18 protein-coding genes are annotated in these 23,914 nt (G+C 70.8%); 10 read left to right on the forward strand and 8 right to left on the reverse strand.

Going from position 1 to position 23,914, the window contains the following annotated elements; translation table 11 throughout:
• Positions 1 to 17 precede the first annotated feature (17 nt).
• On the forward strand, positions 18 to 1,844 hold the full coding sequence (gene recQ, locus E5N76_RS14810) for a DNA helicase RecQ (protein WP_149538084.1): 1,827 nt from the start codon (positions 18 to 20) through the stop codon (positions 1,842 to 1,844).
• A 394-nt stretch (positions 1,845 to 2,238) separates the two neighbouring features.
• Here recQ and E5N76_RS14815 read toward each other — a convergent pair whose 3' ends face one another.
• A complete protein-coding gene (locus tag E5N76_RS14815; protein ID WP_149538085.1) occupies positions 2,239 to 2,790 on the reverse strand; it encodes a DUF1003 domain-containing protein in 552 nt (183 codons plus the stop codon).
• A 297-nt stretch (positions 2,791 to 3,087) separates the two neighbouring features.
• On the opposite strand from E5N76_RS14815, the gene E5N76_RS14820 reads away from it, so the two are divergent.
• Entirely contained in the window at positions 3,088 to 3,492 is a 405-nt protein-coding gene (locus tag E5N76_RS14820; RefSeq protein WP_149538086.1) for a transposase, read from the forward strand.
• A 76-nt stretch (positions 3,493 to 3,568) separates the two neighbouring features.
• Here the strand turns inward: E5N76_RS14820 and E5N76_RS14825 are convergent, their stop codons facing one another.
• From E5N76_RS14825 to E5N76_RS14835, 3 genes are read right to left on the reverse strand one after another with little or no spacing between them, the layout of a single operon-like run.
• Positions 3,569 to 5,230, reverse strand: coding sequence for a hydantoinase B/oxoprolinase family protein (locus E5N76_RS14825; RefSeq protein WP_268921307.1), 1,662 nt, complete (start codon positions 5,228 to 5,230; stop codon positions 3,569 to 3,571).
• On the reverse strand, positions 5,227 to 7,305 hold the full coding sequence (locus tag E5N76_RS14830; RefSeq protein WP_149538087.1) for a hydantoinase/oxoprolinase family protein: 2,079 nt from the start codon (positions 7,303 to 7,305) through the stop codon (positions 5,227 to 5,229). Before E5N76_RS14830 ends, E5N76_RS14825 begins: the two co-directional genes overlap by 4 nt.
• On the reverse strand, positions 7,302 to 8,246 hold the full coding sequence (locus tag E5N76_RS14835) for a Bug family tripartite tricarboxylate transporter substrate binding protein (protein WP_187830179.1): 945 nt from the start codon (positions 8,244 to 8,246) through the stop codon (positions 7,302 to 7,304). Before E5N76_RS14835 ends, E5N76_RS14830 begins: the two co-directional genes overlap by 4 nt.
• A gap of 209 nt (positions 8,247 to 8,455) precedes the next feature.
• On the opposite strand from E5N76_RS14835, the gene E5N76_RS14840 reads away from it, so the two are divergent.
• The 8 genes from E5N76_RS14840 to E5N76_RS14875 are packed head-to-tail and all read left to right on the forward strand — an operon-like array spanning position 8,456 to position 19,598.
• The gene (locus E5N76_RS14840; protein WP_149538136.1) at positions 8,456 to 10,225 is read left to right on the forward strand and encodes a hydantoinase B/oxoprolinase family protein; all 1,770 of its coding nucleotides are present in this window, start codon (positions 8,456 to 8,458) and stop codon (positions 10,223 to 10,225) included.
• Positions 10,222 to 12,375, forward strand: a complete 2,154-nt coding sequence (locus tag E5N76_RS14845; protein WP_149538089.1) for a hydantoinase/oxoprolinase family protein — start codon at positions 10,222 to 10,224, stop codon at positions 12,373 to 12,375. Before E5N76_RS14840 ends, E5N76_RS14845 begins: the two co-directional genes overlap by 4 nt.
• Complete coding sequence (locus E5N76_RS14850) at positions 12,372 to 13,442, forward strand: TRAP transporter substrate-binding protein (RefSeq protein ID WP_149538090.1); 1,071 nt, start codon at positions 12,372 to 12,374, stop codon at positions 13,440 to 13,442. The genes E5N76_RS14845 and E5N76_RS14850 overlap by 4 nt, the downstream gene beginning before the upstream one ends.
• Positions 13,439 to 14,062, forward strand: a complete 624-nt coding sequence (locus E5N76_RS14855) for a TRAP transporter small permease subunit (protein WP_149538091.1) — start codon at positions 13,439 to 13,441, stop codon at positions 14,060 to 14,062. The genes E5N76_RS14850 and E5N76_RS14855 overlap by 4 nt, the downstream gene beginning before the upstream one ends.
• A complete protein-coding gene (locus tag E5N76_RS14860) occupies positions 14,059 to 15,423 on the forward strand; it encodes a TRAP transporter large permease (protein WP_149538092.1) in 1,365 nt (454 codons plus the stop codon). The genes E5N76_RS14855 and E5N76_RS14860 overlap by 4 nt, the downstream gene beginning before the upstream one ends.
• 4 nt (positions 15,424 to 15,427) lie before the next feature.
• Entirely contained in the window at positions 15,428 to 17,485 is a 2,058-nt protein-coding gene (locus E5N76_RS14865) for a hydantoinase/oxoprolinase family protein (protein WP_149538093.1), read from the forward strand.
• Positions 17,482 to 19,122: a hydantoinase B/oxoprolinase family protein gene (locus tag E5N76_RS14870; protein ID WP_149538094.1), complete on the forward strand. Its 1,641-nt coding sequence runs from the start codon at positions 17,482 to 17,484 to the stop codon at positions 19,120 to 19,122. Before E5N76_RS14865 ends, E5N76_RS14870 begins: the two co-directional genes overlap by 4 nt.
• Entirely contained in the window at positions 19,119 to 19,598 is a 480-nt protein-coding gene (locus E5N76_RS14875; protein WP_149538095.1) for a MaoC family dehydratase, read from the forward strand. Before E5N76_RS14870 ends, E5N76_RS14875 begins: the two co-directional genes overlap by 4 nt.
• Before the next feature lie 20 nt (positions 19,599 to 19,618).
• Here E5N76_RS14875 and E5N76_RS14880 read toward each other — a convergent pair whose 3' ends face one another.
• The 4 genes from E5N76_RS14880 to E5N76_RS14895 all read right to left on the reverse strand — a co-directional run bounded on the left by E5N76_RS14880 (position 19,619) and on the right by E5N76_RS14895 (position 23,669).
• Positions 19,619 to 20,557 carry a Bug family tripartite tricarboxylate transporter substrate binding protein gene (locus E5N76_RS14880; protein ID WP_149538096.1) on the reverse strand — a complete coding sequence of 313 codons (939 nt, stop codon included), beginning with the start codon at positions 20,555 to 20,557 and terminating at the stop codon, positions 19,619 to 19,621.
• An 88-nt stretch (positions 20,558 to 20,645) separates the two neighbouring features.
• Complete coding sequence (locus E5N76_RS14885) at positions 20,646 to 21,422, reverse strand: glycerophosphodiester phosphodiesterase family protein (protein ID WP_149538097.1); 777 nt, start codon at positions 21,420 to 21,422, stop codon at positions 20,646 to 20,648.
• Positions 21,419 to 22,630: a T6SS phospholipase effector Tle1-like catalytic domain-containing protein gene (locus E5N76_RS14890; protein ID WP_149538098.1), complete on the reverse strand. Its 1,212-nt coding sequence runs from the start codon at positions 22,628 to 22,630 to the stop codon at positions 21,419 to 21,421. Before E5N76_RS14890 ends, E5N76_RS14885 begins: the two co-directional genes overlap by 4 nt.
• A 100-nt stretch (positions 22,631 to 22,730) precedes the next feature.
• A complete protein-coding gene (locus tag E5N76_RS14895) occupies positions 22,731 to 23,669 on the reverse strand; it encodes a YihY/virulence factor BrkB family protein (RefSeq protein WP_149538099.1) in 939 nt (312 codons plus the stop codon).
• Between the last annotated feature and the right edge of the window lie 245 nt (positions 23,670 to 23,914).

The following is a 23,914-nucleotide window of genomic DNA, read 5'->3' on the forward strand; positions in this document are numbered from 1 at the left end:
CCGGCTGCACCCGCCCCATGTCAGACCTCCTGGAGCCTCCGGCCGCCGAGGACACCCCCGAAGCCGTCCTCCACCGCGTCTTCGGCCATGCCGGCTTCCGCGGCCGCCAGGCGGAGATCGTGGCGCATGTCATGGCCGGCGGCTCCGGCCTCGTCCTCATGCCGACGGGCGGCGGCAAGTCGCTCTGCTTCCAGGTGCCGGCTTTGTGCCGCCCCGGCCTCGGAATCGTCGTCTCCCCCCTCATCGCCCTGATGGAGGACCAGGTGGCGGCGCTGCGCCAGCAGGGCATCGCCGCCGCCGCCCTCCACTCCGACCTGCCGGAGGACGAGGCCCGCGAGGTGAAGCGCGACCTCGCCCGCGGCGCCGTCAAGCTGCTCTACATCTCGCCGGAGCGCCTCACCCTCGACGGCACGCTGGACTTCCTCGCCCGCCGCCCCCTCGCCCTCTTCGCCATCGACGAGGCGCATTGCGTCTCCCAATGGGGCCACCATTTCCGCCCGGAATACCGTGGCCTCGGCCTCCTCGCCGAACGCTTCCCCAACGTCCCCCGCCTCGCCCTCACCGCCACCGCCGACCCCCGCACCGTCGAGGACATCCGCGCCCAGCTCGGCCTGACCGCAAGCCCCGTCTTCCGCGGCGGCTTCGACCGCCCGAACATCTTCATCACCGCCGCCCCGCGGGAGCAGGAACGCGCCCAGCTCCGCGCCTTCATCAAGCAGGCCTCCGACGGCACCGGCGCCGGCATCGTCTATTGCGGCAGCCGGGCGAAGACCGAGGCCACCGCGGAATGGCTGCGCGCCGACGGCCACGACGCCCTCTGCTTCCATGCCGGCCTGCCGCCGGAGGCCAAGCGCGACGCCCATCGCCGCTTCGCCCGCGGCGACGCCGTCATCATGGCCGCGACCATCGCCTTCGGCATGGGCATCGACCGCCCGGACGTCCGCTGGGTAGCGCATCTCGACCTGCCCCGCTCCCCGGAGAGCTGGTACCAGGAGATCGGCCGCGCCGGGCGGGACGGCCTGCCCGCCCGCGCCCTGCTGCTCTACGGCGCCGGCGACATCGCCCTCGCCCGCCACCGCATCGCCGAAAGCCCGGCGCCCGAGGAGCAGAAGCGCATCGAGCGCGCCCGGCTGGACGCCATGGTCTCCATCGCCGAGAGCGCCACCTGCCGCCGCCGCATCCTGCTGCGCTGCTTCGGCGAGGACAGGGCGGAGGATTGCGGCGCCTGCGACGCCTGCCGCACCCCGCCCCACCTCTTCGACGGCACCGTCGCCGCGCAGAAGCTGCTCTCCGCCGTGCTGCGGACCGGCCGCCGCTTCGGCCTCGGCCACCTGGTGGACGTGCTGCGCGGCCGCAGCACGGAGAAGGTGGCGCAATTCGCCCATGACCGCCTGCCCACCTTCGGCGTCGGCAAGGACCTCTCGGAGAGCGCCTGGCGCGGCGTGGCGCGGCAGCTCGTCGCGCTCGGTGCGCTGGACGTGGCGGTGGAGAACCATGGCGAGCTGGTGCCGACCGACGCCGCCCGCCCCATCCTGAGGGGCGAGCAGCGCGTCATGCTCCGCGCCGAAACCCTGGTGGCCGCCGCGCCGCGCGACCGCGCCCGCGCCACCCAGCCCGCCATGGCCGGCGACCCGCTCTTCGAGGCGCTGCGCGCCTGGCGGAAGCAGGAGGCGGAGACGCAAGGCGTGCCCGCCTACATCATCTTCCACAATGAAACCCTGGCCGCCATCGCCGAGCGCCGGCCGCAGGACGCCGAGGAACTGGCCATGGTGGCGGGCGTCGGCCGCAGCAAGCTGGAGCGCTACGCGGAGGACGTGCTGGACATCATCCACCGGCACGGGTGAGGGGGGTGTTGGGGCTGGGCAGGGCAGGGGGCGCTGCCCCCATCGAACGCATGCGTTCGCTCCCTGCCGGGGAGGGGACCCCTCCCCGGACCCCGGTGTGAGTTTGGGCCCAACCCCTCAGCGTGCGGACATCTGCAGCGATCGCGAGATTCGCAGTATCTAGAGCATTTTCAAGTCCGGCGGAATCGCCGGACGACTCGGAAAATGCGATCAAACAAAGGGCTGGAGCGGGTTCGCCGAGCCCAGGGGTGGATAGCAGCCGTAGACACAGGCGAGGCTGATGTCCGCTCCGCGCCCATGTCGATCATCGGCGTGCTGCGGTTAACTTCCCGAAAGCGGCGGTGATCTTGTGGCATTCAGTTGAACAGAGATGGACGAAGGCGGTCATGTCCTGTCAGCGACCCTCAGTCCTTTGCTGCCGCGCTTCGATCTCATCCAGTACGGCTTCCGGGGCGACGTCCTGCTGCACCTCCCGCAACTCGGGGTTGGCACCCGCCCGAATGTCCAGACGCTCGGCAATGGCGACGACAAGCTCGGACAGTTTGGTCAGCTCATGCTCCGTCAAGAGGCTGATCTGGAGGTCTAAATCGGCGCGCTTATCGGCCGCGGCGGCCATGCGGTTCTGGCTGATGAGTACGAAGGTGGAGAGAAAGATGGCCTCTACCGAGGCCTCCATCGCAAGCACCACGAAAGATGGGTCGAACTTGGGTACACCCGGGATGAGCCCGAGGTTCACCAGGATCCATGCGCCGTAAAGGGCGAGGTGGATGTAGACGAAGATCATACTGCCGGTGAAGCGGGTGATGGCCTCGGCGATCCGCTCCTCGCGGGTTGCGACCGCAGCTTCCTTGCGGCGTCGGTTCTCCAGGGCCTGGATGTTACGCCTGAGGGAGGTGCTGAGGCTGTCCGGTTTGGGTGGCGGCACGATCGGTGTCGGGCTTGGCATATCGGCAGTGATCCTTGGCTCCGAAGGGGCACGAGCGTCGAGCAGAACGCGCCAAGGACAGCGTTGGGCCGGTAGAGAGGCCAAAATGCTTGGTGGTCTACGAGGTCAGCCTTGCCAGGAGCCGCCCGGAAGCGGTCAGTCTGCTTCCGGCCAAAAGCGGACTTCGTTTCCCATGTAGCGCGGATCCTGTCGGACGGTGGGGATATCGGCGCAGAGGCGACATCCGCAGCGAAGAGCATAGGAATATAATCCTTAAAACTTGGGAAAATACCCTACAAGGCGCATGAGGAGCCCCCCATGCGCCACTTCACCCCCCGCCGCCCCTACACCCCGCTCACCGATGAGGAATGGGCCGTCCTCGCCCCCCATTTCCCCCATACGGATCCGGACGCCACCGCCCCCGGCCGCCCCCTCACCGAATCCCGGCGGGAGGGGTTCGAGGCGATGCTCTTCGCCTGCGTGACGGATACGCCCTGGACGCGCCTTCCCCGCCACCACGGCGCCCAGCCCCTCAGCGTCGCCAGGCATTTCCGCCGCCTGGCGCATGAAGGCGTCTGGTCCCGCCTGCCGGAGGCGCTGATCGATCCCCGCTGCCCCCGCCTCCTCAAGGCGATGGAGTACTGGGCCTGCCGCCTCGCCCGCCGCGCCCGGGCCCGGCGCCTGCCTCCCCGGCCGGCCGCCCCGCCCCCGCCGGGAAAATAGTCCCACACCCCCGCATCCGGCCCTTCCGCCGTCCGGGCATTCGTCCCACCCCCGCCATCCCGGGCGGAGGGCGGCCTCATCCGCCGTAGCTCTTCGCCCCCTCCGGCGTCACCAGCCCGCGCTCCACATCGCGCGCCACCGCCGCCCGGTCCCGCTGGCGGGCCTCGCCATACCCTCCGCCCCCCGGCATCTCCACCACCAGCCTTTCCCCGGCCGGGATCACCTGGAACCCCTTGCCCTTCATCTCCGTCCCATTGGCCAGCGAGAGCCTGCCCTTCGCCCCCGCCGCCCCGCCTTCGCGTCCCCGCGCCGGGTAATGCACCCGCTCGAAGGTGGCGAAGATGCCGAAGGGCGCGCCATGCCGGTGCTCCACCTCCATCACCTGGCCGAGGCCCCCGCGGAACTGCCCCGCCCCGCCGCTATCTGGCCGGTATTCCTTGGTCCAGATCACCACCGGCGCGATGGTCTCCGTGATCTCCACCGGCACGTTACGGACGCCGGAGGGGAAGGGCGTCGCCGAAAGCCCATCCTGCCGCGGCCGCGCCCCGGCCCCGCCGGAATGGAAGGTCGTCACCATGAAGGGCGCGGAGACCGGCGCGTTGCCGCCCCCGCCGGTCCCCGTCATCCCATGCCCGGCGCCGAGCTTGAGGTTCCAGAGATTGCTCGTCCCCTCCGCCGGCACCCGCCCGGGCAGGCACTGGTGCAGCGCGCCATACACCACATCCGGCAGCATGTGCCCGATGGTGGACCGCGCATTCACCGCCGCCGGGAAGGGCGCGTTGACGATGCTCCCTTCCGGCGCCGTCACCCGCACCGCGTCCAGCGTGCCGGCATTGTTCGGGATGGTCGGCGCCACCACGCATTTCACGCCGAAGGCCGTATAGGCCTCGGTGTAGCAGATCGGGCAGTTGATCCCGTAGATCGAGGCCGGCGAGGACCCGGCGAAATCCACCGCCACATGGTCCCCCGCGATCGTCACCGCCGCCTTCAGGTCGATCGGCGAATCATACCCGTCGATCCGCATCGCCCCGTGCCAGGTGCCCTGCGGCAGCGCCCCGATCGCCTTCGCCATGCCGGCCGCGGAGCGCGCGATGATATGCGTCCCCAGCTCGTCGAGATCGGCGATCCCATGCTCCGCCATCATGGCGGAGAGCCTGGCCTCGCCCACCTGGTTGCAGGCGACGAGGGCGTGGATGTCGCCCTCCACCTGCACCGGCTCCCGCACATTGGCGCGGACCACGCGCATCAGGCTCTCGTCGAACACGCCTTCCCGCACCAGCGGCAGCAGGGGAATGAACAGCCCTTCATGGAACACCTGCCGCCCATCGGGCGATTGCCCGAGGCCGCCGATATCCACCACATGCGTGGTGCAGGAGAACAGCGCCACCAGCTTTCCCTTGTGGAAGGCCGGGGAGGTGATGACGATGTCGTAGAGATGCCCCGTCCCCTTCCACGGGTCGTTGGTGATGAAGTGGTCGCCCGGCTTCATCGTCTCCGGCGGGAATTCCCGCAGGAAATGCACCACGCTCCGCGCCATGGAGTTCACATGGCCTGGGGTGCCCGTCACCGCCTGCGCCAGCATCTGCCCCTGCAGGTCGAACACGCCGGCGGAGATATCCCCCGCCTCCCGCGCGCTGGTGGAGAAGGCGGTGCGCACCAGCGCCCGCGCCTGCTCCTCCACCACGGAAAGCAGCCGGTTCCACATCACCTGCAGGCGGATTTCCGTCAGAGCGGTCACGAGAGATCCTCCAGGATCAACTGCCCCAGCGCATTCACCCGCGCGAGGAAGCCGCGCGGCACCACCGTCGTCGTCTCCGCCTCCACCACCAGGGCAGGGCCGGAGAATTCCATGCCGGGCTTCAGGGAAAGGCGCTCCATCACCGCCGCCTCCTCCACCGCCCCGCTCGCCGGGTCCAGCACGGCGCGGTATCCCACCGGCTTCGCCGCCGGTACCGGCAGCACCTCCGGCGCCGGGGAGGGCAGGGGGCGGTGCGTCGCCAGGGCCAGGGTCCAGGTCAGCGCCTCCACCTCCAGCCGCGGAATGGTACGACCGAACAGCGCGGCGTACCCGGCATCGAACCCCGCCCGCAGCGCATCGGCGGAGAGCTCCGTCACCGGCACCGCGATCTCATGCCCCTGGCCGCGATACCGCATATACGCGGTGCGCGTTTCCACCAGCGCCTCGCCCGGCGCGCCGAGGCGCACCACCGCTTCCGCCTCCGCCCGCATGGCGGCGAAGAGTGCGCCGACCGCTTCCGCGTCGAAGGCGTCGATCCGCATATGCCGCGTCCGCACCACCTCATATCCGATGGGCGCGCGCAGGAAGCCATGCGCCGAGCCGACGCCCGCGCCGACCGGCACCACCACCCGCCGCATGCCGAGCTTCCGCGCCAGCCGCGCCGCATGCAGCGGCGCCGCGCCGCCGAAGGCGATCAGCGTGCGGTCGGCGGTGTCCTTGCCATTCTCCACCGCATGCACGCGGGCGGCGCTGGCCATGGTCTCGTCCACGATCTCGGCAATGCCGGAGGCCGCCCCCGCCGCATCGCTGCCGAGCGCCCTGGCGATCGGCGCCAGCGCCTGCTCCGCCAGCCCGCGGTCCAGGGTCATGGTCCCACCCGCAAAACGCGCCGGATCCAGCCGCCCGAGCGCGGTATCCGCATCCGTCACCGTCGGCGCCGTGCCGCCCCGCGCGTACGCCGCCGGCCCCGGCACGCTGCCGGCGCTGTCCGGCCCCACCTGGATCCGCCCCAGCTCATCCACCCGCGCAATGGAGCCGCCGCCGGCGCCGATCTCCACCAGCTCGATCACCGGGATGCGCACCGGCAGCCCGCTGCCCTGGATGAAGCGATACGCCCGCGCCACCTCGAATTGCCGCGAGCGCTGCAATTCCAGCTCATCCAGCAGGGTCAGCTTCGCCGTGGTGCCGCCCATGTCGAAGGCGACGGCGCGTGCCAGGCCGCATTCCGCTGCCACCGCCTGGGCGAGGATGGCGCCCCCCGCCGGCCCGCTCTCCACCAGGCGCACGGGAAAGCGCCGCGCCGTCTCCACCGTGGTGACGCCGCCGGAGGACATCATCAGCAGCAGCGGCGCGGGGATGCCCGCCTCCCGCAGCCCGCTTTCCAGCCGGCCGAGATACCTATCCATCAGCGGCAGCACATAGGCATTGGCGATGGTGGTGGAGGCCCGTTCGTATTCCCGGATCTCCGGCGCCACCTCCGAGGAGAGGGAGATGGCGACGTCCGGCAACACCTCCGCCAGCACCTCCGCTGCGCGCTTCTCATGCGCGTCGTTCGTAAAGCTATGCAGGAAGCAGATCGCCACCGCCTCGATGCCCGCCACCTGCAGCTCCGCCGCCGCCGCGCGCAGCGCCGCCTCGTCCAGCGGCTTCAGCACGGCGCCATCTGCCGCCACGCGCTCCGGCACGCCGAGCCGCCATTGCCGCGGCACCAGCGGCTCCGGCCGCTCCATATGGATGTCGTACTGCTCGAAGCGGTGCTCCCAGGCGATTTCCACCGAATCGCGGAAGCCCTGGGTGGTGATGAGCCCGGTCCGCGCCCCCTTGCGCTCGATCAGCGCATTGGTGGCGAGCGTGGTGCCATGCACCACCAGCCCCACCTCTCCGGGCGCGATGCCGGCAAGGCCGAGGATGCGCTCGGTGCCTTCCAGCACCGCCTGCTCCGGCGCGGCGGGCGTCGTCAGGATCTTGGTGGACCAGCTCTGCCCCCCGCGTTCCAGCACGAGGTCGGTGAAGGTGCCGCCGATGTCCACGGCAAGGCGCGCCTGCGGCGCGACAGCAAGGCGTGCGGTACTCAATCGCTGTCCACCCGAATGTTGCCGGCCTGCACGACGCGGGCCCAGGTTGCGGAATTGCGCTCGAGAAAGGCGCGGTACTCGGCGAGGCTCATCGGCGCTGGATGCAGCCCCGCCTCGTCGAAGCGCTTCGCCGTGGCGGGGTTCGCCAGGATATCGCGGATCAGGCCGTTCAGCCGGGCGACGATCTCCGGCGGCGTGCCGGCGGGGCCGGCCAGGCCGTACCAATTCTCCGATGCATAGCCCGGCAGCGCCTCCGCCACGGCGGGTACCTCCGGCAGCAGCGGCCAGCGCGCCGGCGAGGTCACCGCCATGGCGCGGGCCTGGCCGCCGCGGATCACGCCCAGCGTGGCGGGATCGCCGAAATAGGCGTCCACGATGCCGGCGGCGAGGTCGTTCAGCGCCGGGCCGGTGCCGCGATAGGGGATGTGGGTCATTGCCATGCCGGACATCTGCCGGAACAGCTCGCCCGTCAGGTGCTGGCTGGTGCCGATGCCGCCCGAGGCCCAGCGCAGCTCCGGCAGCTTCAGGAATTCCGCCAGGCTGCGTGCCGGCAGGGTGTTGCGCACCGCCAGGATGAAGGGCATGCGCACCAGCAGCGAGACATGCGCCAGCCCCATGGCGTCATAGGACAGGCGGCGGAGATGCGGGCCGGCGGTGATGGTGCCGGCGCCGTCCAGGCTGAAGGTGTAGCCATCCGGGGCGGCGCGGCTCATCGCCTCCACCCCGATCACGCCGCCGGCGCCGCCGCGATTTTCGATGACGATGGTCTGGCCGAGCGCCTGGCCGAGGGGTTCCGCCAGCAGACGGGCGGTGAGATCCACGCCGCCGCCGGGCGGGAAGGGGACGATCAGGCGGATGGGGCGGCTGGGCCAGGCCTCCGCCCGCGCCACAGCGGGCGCGGCCAAGGCCAGGGCGGACAGCAGCAGAACGCGACGACGCACCCGATCCCCCTTGCCTGACCGCCGACAGGCTAGCAACGGCATGTTGCGCTGCACAGACCCGGGCGAGTGCCCAAGCCCTGGGCGGCGCTGCCCAGCGCGGCGGCAGGCGCTGCGCCCAAAGCGGTTTTGCTGCACTGCAAGGGAGTGGACCGCGGCAGCCACCCTGGCCATGCTGCGCCCCCAACGAGGGCAAGGGGTTGCGTGGGCGCATGCTGGGGCGGAGCTACGATCCCATCGAGTTCGAGCTGTTCAAGAACGCGCTCTTCTCGATTGCCGATGAGATGGCGCTGACCGTCCATCGCACCACCTATTCCGCGGTGCTGAAGGACAACATGGACTACTCCACCGCCTTCTGCGACGCAGACGGGCGGCTGGTGGCCCAGGGCCTGACCCTGCCGAGCCACCTCGGCAGCATCCCGGAAGCCCTCGGCGCGGTGATGCGCCGCTATGGCGAGGAGATGGCGGAGGGCGACATCTTCGTCCTCAATGACCCCTTCGAGGGTGGGATGCACCTGCCCGACATCTTCCTGTTCCAGCCGATCTTCGTGGATGGGGAGCGTGTGGCCATTGCTGCCACCATCTGTCATCACACGGATGTCGGCGGGCGGGTGCCAGGCTCGAACGCCTCGGACAGCACGGAGATCTACCAGGAAGGGCTGCGGATTCCGCCGTTGCGCCTCTATGAGCGCGGCAAGCCCAACCCGACCCTGCACATGATGATCGAGCGCAATGTGCGGGTACCCGTGAAAGTGTTCGGCGATCTCCGGGCACAGCTTGCCGCCTGCACCATCGCCGAGCGCGCCTTCAAGGAGCTGGTCGCCCGCTACGGCGTGGCGCGGACCCGCTTCTACATGAACGAGCTGCTGGACTATGCCGAACGCCTGACCCGCGCCGCGCTCTCCGAGCTGCCGGACGGCGAGTGGAGCTTCCTCGACCACATCGACGATGACGGGGTGGAGCTCGGCAAGCCCATCCCGCTGCGCGTGCGCGTGGAGAAGCGCGGCGACCGCATGGTGGTGGACTGGACCGGCACCAGCCCGCAGGTGAAGGGCGCGATCAACAACACCTTCAGCTTCACCCGCTCCGCCGCCTATTGCGGCATCCGCAGCATTCTCCCCTCCAACATCCCGAACAACGAAGGCTATTTCCGCGCCATCAAGGTGATCGCCCCGCCCGGCACCGTGGCGCATGGCGTGCTGCCGGCGGCTTGCGCGGCCCGCGGGCTGACCGGCTTCCGCATGGTGGATTGCCTGTTCGGCGCCCTGGCGATGATGCTGCCGGAGCGCGTGGGGGCGGCGGGGGATGGCGGCAATCTCGGCGTCTCGCTGGGCGGCTGGACGAAGGCGCGGACGCCCTTCATTTATGTGGACTTCACCTGCTCAGCCTGGGGTGGGCGGCCCTGGGGCGATGGGCTGGACGGCAATTCCCACATGTTCGCCAACATGGCCTCCCCCTCCATCGAGGTGACGGAGGCGGAGCAGCCCATCCGAATCACCCAGTACGAATTCCTGCCGGACACCATGGGCGCCGGGCAGTGGCGCGGCGGCGCGCCCTTCGCGCGGGAATACATGTTCCTGGAAGACGAAGGCGTGCTGCAGGTGCGGGCGGACCGGCGGGAATTCCTGCCTTTCGGCCTGCAAGGCGGGCAGCCCGGCGCGCCTTCGATGAACTGGCTGATCCGCGAGGGGAAGCGGGAGAAGCTGCCCTCGAAATTCTGCATCACCCTGAAATACGGCGATGTCTTCCGGCTGGAGGTGCCGGGCGGCGGCGGCTGGGGCGACCCGCTGGCGCGGGACCCGGCGCTGGTGGCGCGGGATGCGCGGAACGGGCTGGTGACGCCGGCCGCGGCTCGGCGGGATTACGGCGTGGTGCTGAGCGGCTGGGAGGTGGATGTGGCGGCGACCGACACGCTGCGCACCGAGATGCGCGCCGCACGCACCGCACCCTTGCCGGCAGTGGTGCGGGAGCGCGCGGCATGAGCGCGACCGACCGCCAGAGGGCGCAGGCGGAAGGCCGGGCACGAGGCGGCGTCGCCGGCGCACCGCAAGGTGGCTGGCGCGTCTCGGCCGATATCGGCGGCACCTTCACCGACCTCGTCGCCATCGGGCCGGCGGGGCAGTTGCGGACGAAGAAGGTGTCCTCCTCGGTCGGCGATTACGGCCGCGCCATCGTGGAGGGGCTTGGCCAGCTCTTCGCGGAGGTGGGCTTCGCGGCGGGCGAGGTGGAGGAGGTGCTGCACGCCACCACCGTCGCCTCCAACGCCGTCCTGGAGCATAAGGGGGCGAAGACCGGCCTCATCACCACAAAGGGCTTCCGCGACGTGCTGGAAATCCGCACGCTGCGCATGCCCCGGCTCTATGACCTCACCTGGGAGAAGCCGGCGCCGCTGGTGCCGCGGCATCTTCGCCTCGGCGTCACCGAGCGCGTGCTGCATACCGGCGAGGTGGCGGCCCCGCTGGACGAAGCCGAAGCGGTCGCCGCCATCGAGGCGTTGCTGGCCGAAGGCGTCGAGGCCATCGCCGTCTGCCTGCTGCATTCCTACGCCAACCCGGCGCATGAACGCCGCATCGGCAAGCTCATTGCACAGCGGGCGCCGACTCTCCCTGTCTCCCTCAGCGTCGATGTCCTGCCGGAGATGAAGGAGTACGAGCGGACCTCCACCACCGTCATCAACGCCTACCTCGGCCCGGTGCTGGGGCGCTACCTGACGGGGCTGGTGGAGGACCTCAAAGGCGCTGGCCTCACGGCGCCGTTGCTGCTGATGCAGAGCTCCGGCGGGCTGATGCCGGCGACGGAGGCGACGCGCCTGCCGGTGCGCTGCGTGGAGAGCGGGCCGGCGGCTGGTGTCATCGGTGCCCAGGCGCTGGCGAAGCGCATGGGCCTGCCGAACGCGGTCTCCTTCGACATGGGCGGCACCACGGCGAAGGCCGGCGTCATCGAGGAATACGCCGTCGCGCAGGCGGCAGAGTACAGCGTCGGCGGCGGCATCATGGTCGGCTCCCGCCTGCTCTCCGGCGCGGGCTATCAGTTGAAGGTGCCCTCCATCGACCTCGCCGAGGTCGGGGCGGGTGGTGGCTCGCTGATCCGCATCGACGCGGCGGGGGCGCCGGTGGTGGGGCCGGAGAGCGCCGGCGCCTTCCCCGGCCCGGTCTGCTACGGCAAGGGCAACACCCAGCCCACCGTGACGGACGCCAATGTCGTGCTCGGCTATCTCAACCCGACCGGGCTGGTGGGCGGCGCGCTGCCGATCGACGCCGCCGCCTCGCGCGCCGCGATTGCGGAGAAGATCGCGGCGCCGCTCGGGCTCTCGCCGGAAGCGGCGGCGCATGGCGCGCATCTGATCGCCGCCTCCAACATGATCCGGGCGCTGAAGGCGGTGTCCTCCGAACGCGGGCGCGATCCGCGCGGCTTCGTGCTGGTGGCCTTCGGCGGCAACGGGCCGCTGTTTGCCGCCGGCATGGCGGAGGCGCTGGGGATGTCGCGGGTGGTGATCCCGCCCTCCGCCGGCGTCTTCTCCGCCGTCGGGCTGCTGGCCTCGGAGGTGGAGGTGCATCTCGCGCGCTCCTGGCGCCGGCCGGTTGCGGGGCTCGACCCTGCCGCGCTGGAGGAGGCTGCGGCGGCGCTGGAGGCGGAAGCGCGGGAGCGCCTGCTGGCCCAGGGCTTTTCGTCCGCCCGCATCGCCGTGCAGCGCACGGCCACGCTGCGCTATTCCGGCCAGAGCTTCGAACTGCTGGTGCCGTTCGCCGCCGGCGACGGCCCGGCCGCGCTGGCGGAAAACTTCGGCGTCGAGCACGAGCGCACCTATGGCCACCGCGCCGGCGCCGAGGAGCCGGTGGAGATCGTCGCCTTGCAAGCCGTCGGTCGTGGCCTGCCGGAGACGCCGCGCCTGCCGGAGAAGTTGGAATTGCCGCCCGGCCTGGCGCCGCAACCCCCACGCCCCGCCTATTTCGGCCCGAAGCAGGGCTGGCTGGACACGCCGGTGCTGCGCCGCGCCGACCTGGCCACGCCGCGCCAGGGCCCCGCGATCATCGAGGAATATGACTGCACCTGCCTGGTGCCGCCGGGTGCGCGCGCCACGCTGGATGGCTTCGGCAACATCCTCATCGAATTGGGAAAGGCTTCACCATGAAGAAGATGCTGCTCGGCGCCGTCGCGGCGCTGGGGCTGATCGGCACGGCGAGCGCGCAGGCGCCCGCCACCCTGCCGCCCGGCCCGAAGGTGACGGTGGTGGCGGTGACCCAGCCCCTGCCGACCCAGCCGCAATTCACCCGCGTCGATGTGCCGGTGCTGCGGGAAGGCTTGGCCCAGCGCAGCGGCGGCCGCATCGAGGTGCAGCTCTCGACGCATGCCGAGCGCAACCTCTCCGGCACCGAGCTGGTGCGGCTGGTGCGCTCCGGCCAGGCGGATATCGGCGCCAGCACGCTGAGCACCCTCTCCGGCGACGTGCCGATCCTGGATGGCGTCGATCTCGCCGGCCTGGCGCCGGATATCGGCATGGCGAAGCGCATCGCGGAGGCGATGCTGCCGGTGGTGAACCGCGACCTGGAGCGCTTCGGCGCCCGGCTGATGGTGATATACCCCTTCCCGGCGCAGGTGGTCTATTGCCGCGCGCCCTTCACCAGCCTCGCCGATCTGCGCGGCCGCAAGGTGCGCACCTTCGGCAACTCGCTGGTGGATTTCTTCACCGCGCTGGGGGCCCAGCCGGTCTCCATCGGCTTCCCCGAAGTCTATTCGGCCCTGGAGCGCGGCGTGGTGGATTGCGCCATCACCGGCACGGGCAGCGGCGTCGCGGCGCGCTGGCCGGAGGTGACCTCGCATATCTCCAACCTCCCCGTCTCCTGGGCGCTGGCCGGCTACATGGTGAACCTCGCCTGGTGGAACCGGCTGGACCCGCAGGTGCGGGCGATGATCGAAAGCGCGCTTGGCGAGGTGAACGAGAAGCAGTGGGAGCTGGGCGGGGCGGCGACGCGGGACGGTCTCGACTGCGCCATCGGCAATGCCGCCGCCTGCCGCATCCACACCCTCTCCCCGCGGCCGATGACGGAAGTCCCGGCGACGGCCGCCGACCAGGCGGCACTACGAGAAATTCTCGAGAAGACCGTGCTGCCCGGCTTCGTCCGCCGCTGCGGCGCGCGCTGCGGCGAGGTGTTCAACCAGGTGATCGCGCCCATCGCCGGCGTGCGCTTCGGCGGGTGAGCGGCACGGAGCCGGCGCTGCTGCGGGGGGCGCGCACCCTCCGCGGCGCCGTGGCCTGGCTGGCGACGGTAATGGCCTATCTGGCGGGCTGGAATTACGTGGCCTGCGCGCTGTTCATCACCGGCGATGTGGTGGGGCGGCAATTCGGCCATTCCTCCGCCGCCACCATCGAGATCACCGGCTATATGCTGGCCGCGGGCATCGCCTGGGGGCTGGCGCACACCCTGGCGCGACGGGCGCATATCCGCGTGGATGTATGGGTGAACAAGCTGCCGCTCGGGCTGCGCGCCGTGCTGCATCTCGTCTCGCTGCTGCTGCTGGGCAGCTTCGCGGTCTTCGCCGCCTGGGCGGCGCTGGAGCTGGTGGATGAGAGCCTGCTGTTCGATGCACATGACAATTCGGCGCTGCGCGTGCCGCTGGTGATCCCGCAGGGCATCTGGACCTTCGGCATCCTCGCCTTCTGCGTGATGATCGCCGTGCTGGCGCTGGAATCCGCGCTCTCCCTGCTGTTCGGGCGGGCAGAGGAGCTGGACCGGCTGCTCGGCTCCCGCACCATCGATGACGAGGCGGCGGAAGCGCTGGAAGCGGTGGAGATGGCGCGCGAGGGCACTGCCCCATGATCGCGGTGGTGTTCCTGCTGCTGCTGCTGGCGGTCGCCATTTTCGCCGCGGCCACCGGCGGCCAGGCGGTGCCGGTGGTGGAGATCCTCGGCCTGACCGGCGTGTTCCTGCTGTTCTTCGGGGCGGGCGTCTATATCGCCGCGGTGCTGGGGCTGCTCGGCATCCTCATCGGCCTGACCTTCTCCGACCGCCCCTGGTGGGCGTTTGCGGGGCAGACGCTGTGGGGGCCGTCCTCGAATTTCGTGCTGGTCGCCGTGCCGCTGTTTCTCCTGATGGGGGAGATATTGCTGCGCGCCGGCCTCTCGGACCGGCTCTACCGGGCGCTGAATGTCTGGCTGAACCGGCTGCCGGGCGGGCTGCTGCACACCAACATCGTCTCCTGCGCGGTGTTCTCCGCCATTTCCGGCTCCTCGGTCGCCACGGCGGCGACCATGGGCTCCGTCGCGCTGCCCTATTTCAACAACTCCGCCTACAGCCAGCGCATGGTGCTGGGCTCGCTGGCGGCGGGCGGGGCGCTGGGCAACCTCATCCCGCCGGGCATCACCTTCATCATCTACGGGCTCATCACCGAGACCTCGGTCGGCGCGCTCTATATCGCGGCGCTGCTGCCTTCCATTCTCGTCACCGGCCTCTTCATCCTGGTCATCCTGATCCATGGCTGGACCCATCCGCTGCCGCGACCGGAGCGGCTGCCGCTGGGCATGAAGCTGCGCGCGCTGCTCGATCTGGTGCCGACCCTGCTGCTGATGCTGCTGGTGCTCGGCTCCATCTATGCCGGCTTCGCCACGCCCACCGAGGCAGCGGCGCTCGGCGTGGTCGGCGCCGCGGTCTTCGCCGCCATCGAGGGCAAGCTTTCCTTTCGCCTGCTGAATGCCAGCGCCGAGGCGACGGCGCGCAACACCGCGCTGCTCGGCCTCATCATCTTCGGCGCCTACCTGCTGAACTACCTGCTGACGGCGATCAACGTGCCGCAGACTCTGGCGGGCTTCATCGGCGGGCTGCCCCTGCCGCCCTGGGCCATCATGGCCTGCATCCTGGCGCTCTATCTGGCGCTCGGCACCTTCATGGAGGGATTCTCCATGATCATCACCACCGTTCCGGTGGTGTTCCCCATCGTCACGGCGCTGGGCTATGACCCGATCTGGTTCGGAGTGATGGTGACCATGCTGGTGGAGATCGCCCAGATCAGCCCGCCGGACGGCACGGTGATGTATGTTCTGCAGGGCATGCGGCCGAAGCCGGGGCCGATCACCGACGTTTTCACCGGGGTGATGCCCTTCCTCGCGGCCTATCTGCTGGCGGTGGTGCTGATGATGATCTGGCCGGGGATTGCGTTGTGGCTGCCGAAGGTTATGGGTTGAGGCCATGAGCGAGAGACCCATCCGCATCGCCGTCGATATCGGCGGCACCTTCACCGATCTGCAGGTGCTGGATTCGCGCAGCGGCGCCGTCCGCGCCTGGAAGACGCCGACCACGCCGGAGGACCCCTCCATCGGGCTGATGCGCGGCGTGGAGGAGGCAGCGTCGCGCTTCGGCTTCGCCCTGGCGGAGGTGGGGTTGCTGCTGCACGGCACCACCATCGCCACCAACGCGGTGCTCGAACGCAAGCTGGCCCGGGGCGTGCTGCTGACCACGGCGGGCTTCGAGGATGTGCTGGAGATCAACCGCCATGTGCGGCGCGAGCTGTACAAGGTCGATCCCGACCCCTTCCCCTGCCTGATCGAGCGTGACCGTCGCCTCGGCGTGCCGGAACGCCTGCGGGCCGATGGCAGCGTGGAGGCACCGCTGGACGAGGCGGCGCTGCCCGCCCTGCTGGCGAAGCTGGACGCGCTGGGCGCCGAGGCTGTCGCGGTCTGCCTGCTGCACAGCTACCGCAACCCGGCGCATGAGCAGCGGCTGAAGGCGCTGCTGGCCGAGGCGCGGCCGGGGCTGCCGGTTTCGCTCTCCAGCGAAGTCAGCCCGGAGATCCGGGAGTATGAGCGTGCCAGCACCGCCGTGCTGAACGCCGTGCTGGTGCCGGTGGTGAAGGCCTATCTGGACCGGCTGGAGCGCCGCCTCGGTGAGAGCGGCTTCAACCCGCTGGTCTTCCTGGTGCAGTCCAATGGCGGCGTGTGCAGCCTGCGCACCGCGGCGGAGCAGCCGGCGCGGCTACTGCTCTCCGGCCCCTCCGGCGGCGCGCTGGCGGCGGGGCGCATCGCCACGCTGCTGGCGCGGCCGAACCTGGTCGCGGTGGATATGGGCGGCACCAGCTACGACGTCTCCATCGTGCAGGATGGTCGGGTGTCCGTAGTGACGCAGGGGGAGATCGACCGGCTGCCGGTGCGCCTGCCCATGGTGGAGATGCGCACCATCGGCGCCGGCGGCGGTTCCATCGCCAGCGTGGATCATGGCGGGCGGCTGAGCGTCGGCCCGCGCAGCGCCGGCGCGCGGCCGGGGCCGGTCTCCTATGGGCGCGGCGGCACGGAACCCACCGTGACGGATGCCAACCTGGCGCTGGGGCGGCTGGATCCGGACTACTTCCTGGGTGGCGCGATGACGCTGGACATGCCGGCGACGCGGGCTGCCATCGAAGCGAAGGTGGGCGCGCCGCTCGGCCTCTCGCCGGAGGCGGCGGCGGAGGGTATCCTCACCGTCGTCAACGCCAACCTTGGCGCCGCGGTGCGGCTTTCGCTGTTCGAGAAGGGGCTGGACCCGCGCGATTTCTCGCTGCTGTCCTTCGGCGGCGCGGGCGGGCTGCACGCCATCGACGTGGCGGCGGAAATGGGCATCGGCGAGGTGATCTTCCCGGCCGAGCCCGGCACGCTTTCCGCCTATGGCATCCTCTATTCCGATCTGGTGCAGGACATCGCGCGGTCCCGCGTGTTGCCGGCGGTGGCGGAGAGCCTGCCGGAGATCGGCGCGCTGATCGGCGCGCTGCGCGAGGAGGCGGAGGCGCGGCTGGCGGCGGATGGCGTGGCGGCTTCGGCACGGCTGCTCGAGGTCGCGGTGGATATGCGCTATCACGGCCAGGCCTTCGAGCTGCTGGTGCCCTGGGGCGAGGTGGCGGCACCGGATGCGGCGGCCTTGGCAACGCTGCTGGCGCGCTTTCACGCCATGCACCGCCAGCGCTTCAGCTACGCCGACGAAGCCGAGGCGGTGGAGCTGGTGACCTTCCGCGTCATCGCCACCGGACGGCTGCCGAAGCCCGATGCCGCGGTGGCGCCGCCCGCGGCGCGCCCGGCGCTGAAAGGCAGGCGCCGGGTGCATGAGGACGGCGAGTGGCGCGAACTGCCGGTCTGGGACCGGGAGGCGCTGAAGCCGGAGGACCGCATCGCCGGCCCCGCCATCGTCGAGGAAGCCTTCGCCACCCATTGGATCGGCCGGGGCTGGAGTGCCGCACTCGGCGCCGCCGGCGCGCTGATCGCGCGGAGGGACGCGCCATGAGCAAGACACCCCTGGGCCCCATCGAGATCGAGGTCATCCGCAACGCGCTGACCGCCGCGGCCGCCGAGATGGACGTCACCATCTGGCGCACCAGCCGCAGCACCATCGTGCGGGAGCTGCTGGACTACTCCACCGCGGTCTTCGACGCGGAGGGGAACAATTTGGCGCAATCCGCCCGCATCCCCAGCCACCTGAACAGCATGTCCCACTTCCTGCGGGAGTTGCTGGACAAATGGGTGGACCCAGAGAGCTGGGGGCCGGATGACGTCGTCATCTCCAACGACCCCTATTGCGGCGGCCAGCATTTGCCGGACATCACCGCCTTCAAGCCGGTGTTCCATGAAGGCAAGCGCATCGCCTTCGTCGGCGCGCTTTGCCACCATATCGATGTGGGCGGTCTCGTCGCCGGCAGCTATGCGGCGAAGGCGATCGAGATCTTCCAGGAAGGTCTGCGCATCCCACCCGTAAAGCTCATCGAGAAGGGCGTCCGGAACGAGGGCGTCTGGGCGATGATCCGACAGAACATCCGCAAGCCGGATCTGCTGCTGGGCGACCTCAACAGCCAGATCGCGTCGCTGGAAGTCGGTGCCACGGCGCTGCGTCGCCTCGCCGCGCGCTATGGCGCGGAGGGGATGATCGAGGCTGGGCGCCGCATCCTCGATATGAGCGAGGCGGCGATGCGCGCCGCCATCAGCCGCATGCCGGATGGCACCTATGAGTTCACCGACTGGCTGGACGATGACGGCATCGACCTGGGCAAGCCGATCAAGCTGCATGTCGCGGTGACGATCAAGGGCGATGCCATCTCGGTCGATCTCTCCGGCTGCTCCCCCCAGGTGCAGGGGCCGACCAATGCGACGCTGGCCAGCAGCAATGCCGCGGTGATGTTCGCGGTGATGTCGGCTTGCGACGAGCCCTTCGCCGCCAATGCCGGCTGCTACCGCCCCGTCACCACCATCGCGCCGGAAGGGCTGGTGGTGAATGCACGGCATCCGGCGCCGGTGGTGCACCGTATCGCGGTGACGCACCGGCTGCTGAACGCCATGTTCGGCGCGCTGCACCAGGCGGTGCCGGACCGCATCCCGGCGGCCTATTACGGCAATTCCTATGTCTGCACCTTCCAGACAGTGGCCGAGGATGCCTCCCGCGAGGTGCTGGTGGAGATCGAGATCGGCGGCACCGGGGCGCATCCGGCGAAGGACGGGGTGAACGCCCTCTCGGCCGGCATGCACAACAACGCCAACATCCCGATCGAGATGATCGAGGCGCAGACGCCGCTGACCATTACGCGCTACGGGCTCATCCCCGGCAGCGGCGGCGCGGGGCAAAGGCGCGGCGGGCTGGGCCTGGCCCGGGAATGGCGCATCGACAGCCCGCGCTGCTTCTTCACCGCCAATATGGACCGCTTCGTCCACGCGCCCTATGGGCTGGCCGGCGGCGGGCCGGCCTCGGTCGGGCGGCTGGTGCTGGTGCGCGACGGCGAGGAGTCCCCGCTGCCGCCGAAATGCGACAACGTGCCGCTGCAGCAGGGCGACCGGGTGCGGCTGGAGACCTCCGGCGGCGGCGGCTTCGGCGATCCGGCGTCGCGCGCCGCCGAGGCGGTGGCGCGCGACCGGCGCCTCGGCTACGCCACATGAGCTTTGACCCGAAGCAGCACCGGCTGGTGCCGCAGCAGCGCTGGTTCGAGGATTTCACCCTCGGTGAGCGCTTCCCGCTGCCCTCCCGCACCATGACGAGCGGGATCTTCGCCGCCTTCCAGGTGGCCTCCGGCGACAACCACCCGATCCACTACGATGCCGAGTTCTGCAAGGCGCATGGGCTGCCGGGCATGCTGGCGCATGGCTACCAGGTGGCGATCCAGAGCTGCGCCGGCGCCGGCCTCTTCCCCTTCATGGTCGAGGAATCGCTGAAGGGCTTCCTCGAGCAATCGACGCGCTTCCTGCATCCGGTGATCTGCGGCGACACGCTCTACCCGCTGCTCACCGTGGATGAGCTGACGCCGCAGCGCAGCACGGGCATCCTCGGCCTCGCCATCGCCATCCACAACCAGCAGGGCAAGCTGGTGATGGATGGGCGGCAGCGCTATCTGCTGCGGAAGCGCCCCGCCGCCTGAGCGGCGCGCAGCCGCCTCCCTCAATCCGCCTGACGCAGGCCGGAGACGCGGATCAGCTCGGCATATTTCACCACTTCGGCGCGGACGTAGTCGCCGAAGGCGCGGCGATCGAGGTAGCGGATGGGGTGGGCGGCGCGGGTCATGCCCTCCACCACGCTCGGCGTGCGCAGCGTCCGCGCGCAGGCGAGGTCGAGGCGCGCCACCGTCTCCTCCGGCGTGCCGGCGGGGGCGAAGATGCCGGTCCAGAGCGGATAGACCAGGTCATGGCCCTGCTCCCGCATGGTGGGCGTGGCCGGCATGTCCGGGCTGCGCTGCTCGGCGAAGACGCCGATGGCGTGCAGCCCGTATTGCTGCACCAGATTCGCCTCCGCCGTCAGCATCAGCACCGTCCCGGCCTGCATGGCCAGCACGCTGTCGCCGGAGCCGCGGAAGGGGATGTGGTTCATCTCGACGTTCAGCGCCCGCAGCAGCCCGGTCATCGCCAGGTGGCCGATGCCGCCGACGCCGCCCGAGGCATAGGGAAGCTGCCCGGGATTGGCGCGGGCGCGGGCCTGGATGTCGGCGATGGTGCGGATGCCGGTTTCCTTCGGCGTCATCAGCGTCGCCGGCGCTTCCGCCACCAGGCAGACGGGGGTGAGCTGGTCCGCCCGGTAGGGCGCGTTGGCGCGGAAGCTGGGCTGGATGGCGATGGCGGCCATGGAGGTGAGCAGCAGCGTCGCGCCGTCCGGCTTCGATCGCGCCACCTCCGCCGTGCCGATGGTGCCGGTGGCGCCGCCGACATTGCGGATGACGAGCTGGCCGCCGAGTTCCTCCGAAAAGACGGGCTGGATCAGCCGGCCGATGATGTCCGTGCCGCCGCCGGCCGGCCAGGGGATGATGAGTTGAATCTGCGCCTGTGCCGCCTGCGCCCAGGCCAGGCAGGCGGCCGCGCAAACGGCCAGCAGCGAAGCTTTCCGCATCGCATTTCCTCCCGTTTAGGCCCCGCTTATGGATGCGGATGCCGGCGGGAAGGCTAACGAGGCGGTGCCGGGTGGCGCAACGCCAAACTCAAGCGCTCCCGGGCTCCTGCGGCCCCTGGCGAGGTGTGCTGGAACTCTCCCGCAACCGCAGCGCCGTCACCGGATCGTCGGTGGTGAAGACATCCACGCCGAGCGCCAGCGCATGGGCGATCTCCCCGGCCGCGTTCACCGCCCAGGCCCCGGCGGAAAGCCGGGCGGTGCGGATGGCCGCGACGGAATCCGCATCGCAGCGCTCCACCCGCAGCCCGATGCCGCCGATGCCAAGGGCGCGCGCCATGGCGATGGCGCCCGCCAGCCCCACCGCCTGCTGTATGGCGGGCGCCAGCAGCCAGATGGTCGGTGCCAGCGCCGCCGCCTCCGCCACCGCCGGCGCCTGGAAGCTGGTGAAGACGCAGCGCCCCGCCATGCCCGCCGCCTGCAGCACCGCCATGGCCCGCGGCAGCAGCCCGGGATAGGGCATGCCCGCGGCGTCCGGCTTCAGCTCGATGCGCAGCGTGATGGCGGTGGGGCGGAAGATCTCCACCACCTCGGCGAAGCTCGGCACCACCTCGCCCGCCGTGCCCTTCAGCCGCACCCGGCGCAGCGCGGCCAGGCTCAGCCCGCGCACGGGGCCCTTGGCCTCCGTCGTGCGGTCCAGCAGCGGGTCGTGGATCACCACCGGCACGTCGTCGGCCGAGAGATGCAGGTCGAACTCCACCTGCTCCACCGGCAGGGCGGCGGTGGCGCGGAAGGCGGTGGGGCTGTTCTCCGGCCAGAGGATGGCGCCGCCGCGATGGCTGGCGATGGCGGTGCGGGTCGTGCTCATCCGGGCAGGATGTCCTTCAGGATGCGCCCGAAGGCGCCGAGCTGGCTGGGCGGCGGCGGCGCGGGCAGGGCAGGGGGCTGGACCAGGCTGGCTGGCCAGCGCAGCCGTACCTCCATATCGTTCAGCGGGGCGTAGCGTGGCGTCAGCTCCAGCCCGCGCAGCGCCGGAGGGAGGGCCAAAGGGAGGGCCAAAGGGGGGGAGAGAGGGCCAAGGCAGCCATCCTCCGGCGCCAGCCGCAGGGCGATGCTCTGGTGCAGCCTTTCCCCCGTGCGGCCCGGCGTGGCGAAGGGCCGGCGCGCCTGGGTCCCGCGCGCCTGCCAGATGAGGCCGGCGGCGCTGTCATGCACCGCGCCCATGCCCCAGCAGGCGCGGCGGTCCTGGCGCAGCGCCAGGTAATCCTCGTCGATCGCCAGCAGGGGGTCCACCTGTCCCGCCATCCAGGCCAGGGCGACGTCCGAAAGCCCGTGGTCGCCATAGCCGCCGCCGATATCGGAATGCGCCCCGGCGAACCACATCTGCCGCAGCTCCTGGCTGGCCGGGGCATTCGCCGCCTGGAACCACACGGCCGGGGCGAAATCGACGCGCCTTTCATCCAGCGCCAGGGCCTGGAAGGCATGCGCCACATGCGGGCCCAGTTCCGTGTCGTGGAATTGGTAGAAATGCGCGAAGCCGTCATCCAGGTTGCCGGGAATGCCTAGCGAGCCCACCGTGTCGAACACGCCCATGCAGCGCACCGGCACTTGCGCATGGCGGTCCGGGAAGCGGTCGCGGGCATCCGGGAAGCCGGGCTCCGCCTTCCGCCGGTAGCCCTCCCACAGCGTGGCGAAATCGTCCATGTCCCGCTTGTGCAGCAGCCCGGCCCAGCCGATCAGCCCGGCGACGCTGCGCACGGTGTAGGCGCCGCGGGAGAAGCCGAAGAGGAAGATCTCGTCCCCCTCGCAGTAATTATGCGCCAGGAAGGCATAGGCATCCCGCACATTGCGGGAGAGGCCGAGGCCGATGGCGCCGCCGATCACCTTGTCCACGAAGCCGCCGGTGGTGCCGACGCCGGCATGGTAGAAGACGATCTGCGGGACGAGGCTCGCCCCGCGCGTGTCGTTCGGCAGGATGGCGCGGGCGATGCGGGTGATGTTGGTGAAATCCTCGGCGCTGTCGGCATCGTTCCAGGTGCCGTCGCAGCAGATGACCAGCCGCTTGCGATAGGCCATGCATGCCCCCTTCCGCCCTTCTGGCCCTTCCGCCCTTCTGGCAGCGCAAGGATGCCAGCGGGTGGGGCGTGGCGGCAATGGCGCTGGTGGCCCCCCGGGCTCAGCGCCGGCCGCGCAGCAGGGCCATGAGCAGCGCGCCGGCGGCGGCGGGCAGCAGCCAATTGGCGCGCGGGGCCGGGGGGCAGTCCGCCGCCGCTGGGGCCGGCGCCTCTTGCAGCCCGGCCCAGGCGCGGGTGAATTCGGCGCCCAGCAGGAAGATCTGCGCCGAGTAATAGACCCAGAGCATCACCCCCAGCAGCGCCCCGGCCGCGCCATAGGAGGAGGCGGGGGAAGTGCTGCCGATGTACCAGCCGATCAGCGACTTGCCCAAGGTGAAGAGGAAGGCGGTGACGAGCGCGCCCACCACCACATCGCCCCAGGCGACGGGCCGGTTCGGCAGGATCTTGTAGATGGCGGCGAAGAGGGCGGCGACCAGCAGGAAGGAGAGGCCGAAATTCGCCAGGCCGAGCAGCAGCAGCACTTCCGGCACCACCCCACCGGCCCAGCTCCCGAAGGCGGAGAGCACCGCGCTGGCGACCAGCGAGGCAAGCAGCAGGCAACCGGTCGCGATGACGGCGAGAAGGGCGGCGAGCTTCGCCCGCACCACCCGCGTCACCGCATCGCCCCGCGGCGGGGGGGCGCGCCAGATGGCGTTCAGCGCCGATTGCACCTCCCCGAACACGCCGCTCGCGGTCAGCAGCAGGGTGACGACGCCGATGAGGGTGGCGATGGTGCCGGAGGTGCGGTTGCCGGCGCCGACGATCATCGCCTCCACCGCCTCCGCCCCCGCCTGGCCGAGCAGGCCGGCGAGCTGTTCGGAGATGGCGCCATGCACCGCCGCTTCGCCGAAGACCGAGCCGGCGATGGCGGTGGCGATGACCAGCAGCGGGGCGATGGAGAAGACGGCGTAATAGGCGATGGCGGCGCCGCGGCTCAGCGCGTCGTCCTCGATATAGCCCTCGATGCTGCGGCGCAGCAGGGTCCAGATCCGTCGCAGCATGCTCCGTGCGCTCCGATCCCCCCGGGCGCGGAACGGGCGAGCCGGTCCCCGGTTGCCGCCGCCGATGGCGGCGGAATGATGGGGGCTTGGCCCCCGAACCGCAGCGGAGGGCGCTGCCCTCTGCACTCCCGCCGGGGGTTGCCGGCACTGCCGGCAACGCCCGTCCCCGGATCCCGGCGTGGGGGGGGGGGGGGGGGGCGCCCCCGGCCCCCGCCGGGGGGGCGAACCCGGCCCGATAAGATGGC

The sequence above is a fragment of the Siccirubricoccus phaeus genome, from assembly GCF_008360935.1.
Classification (GTDB): domain Bacteria; phylum Pseudomonadota; class Alphaproteobacteria; order Acetobacterales; family Acetobacteraceae; genus Siccirubricoccus; species Siccirubricoccus phaeus.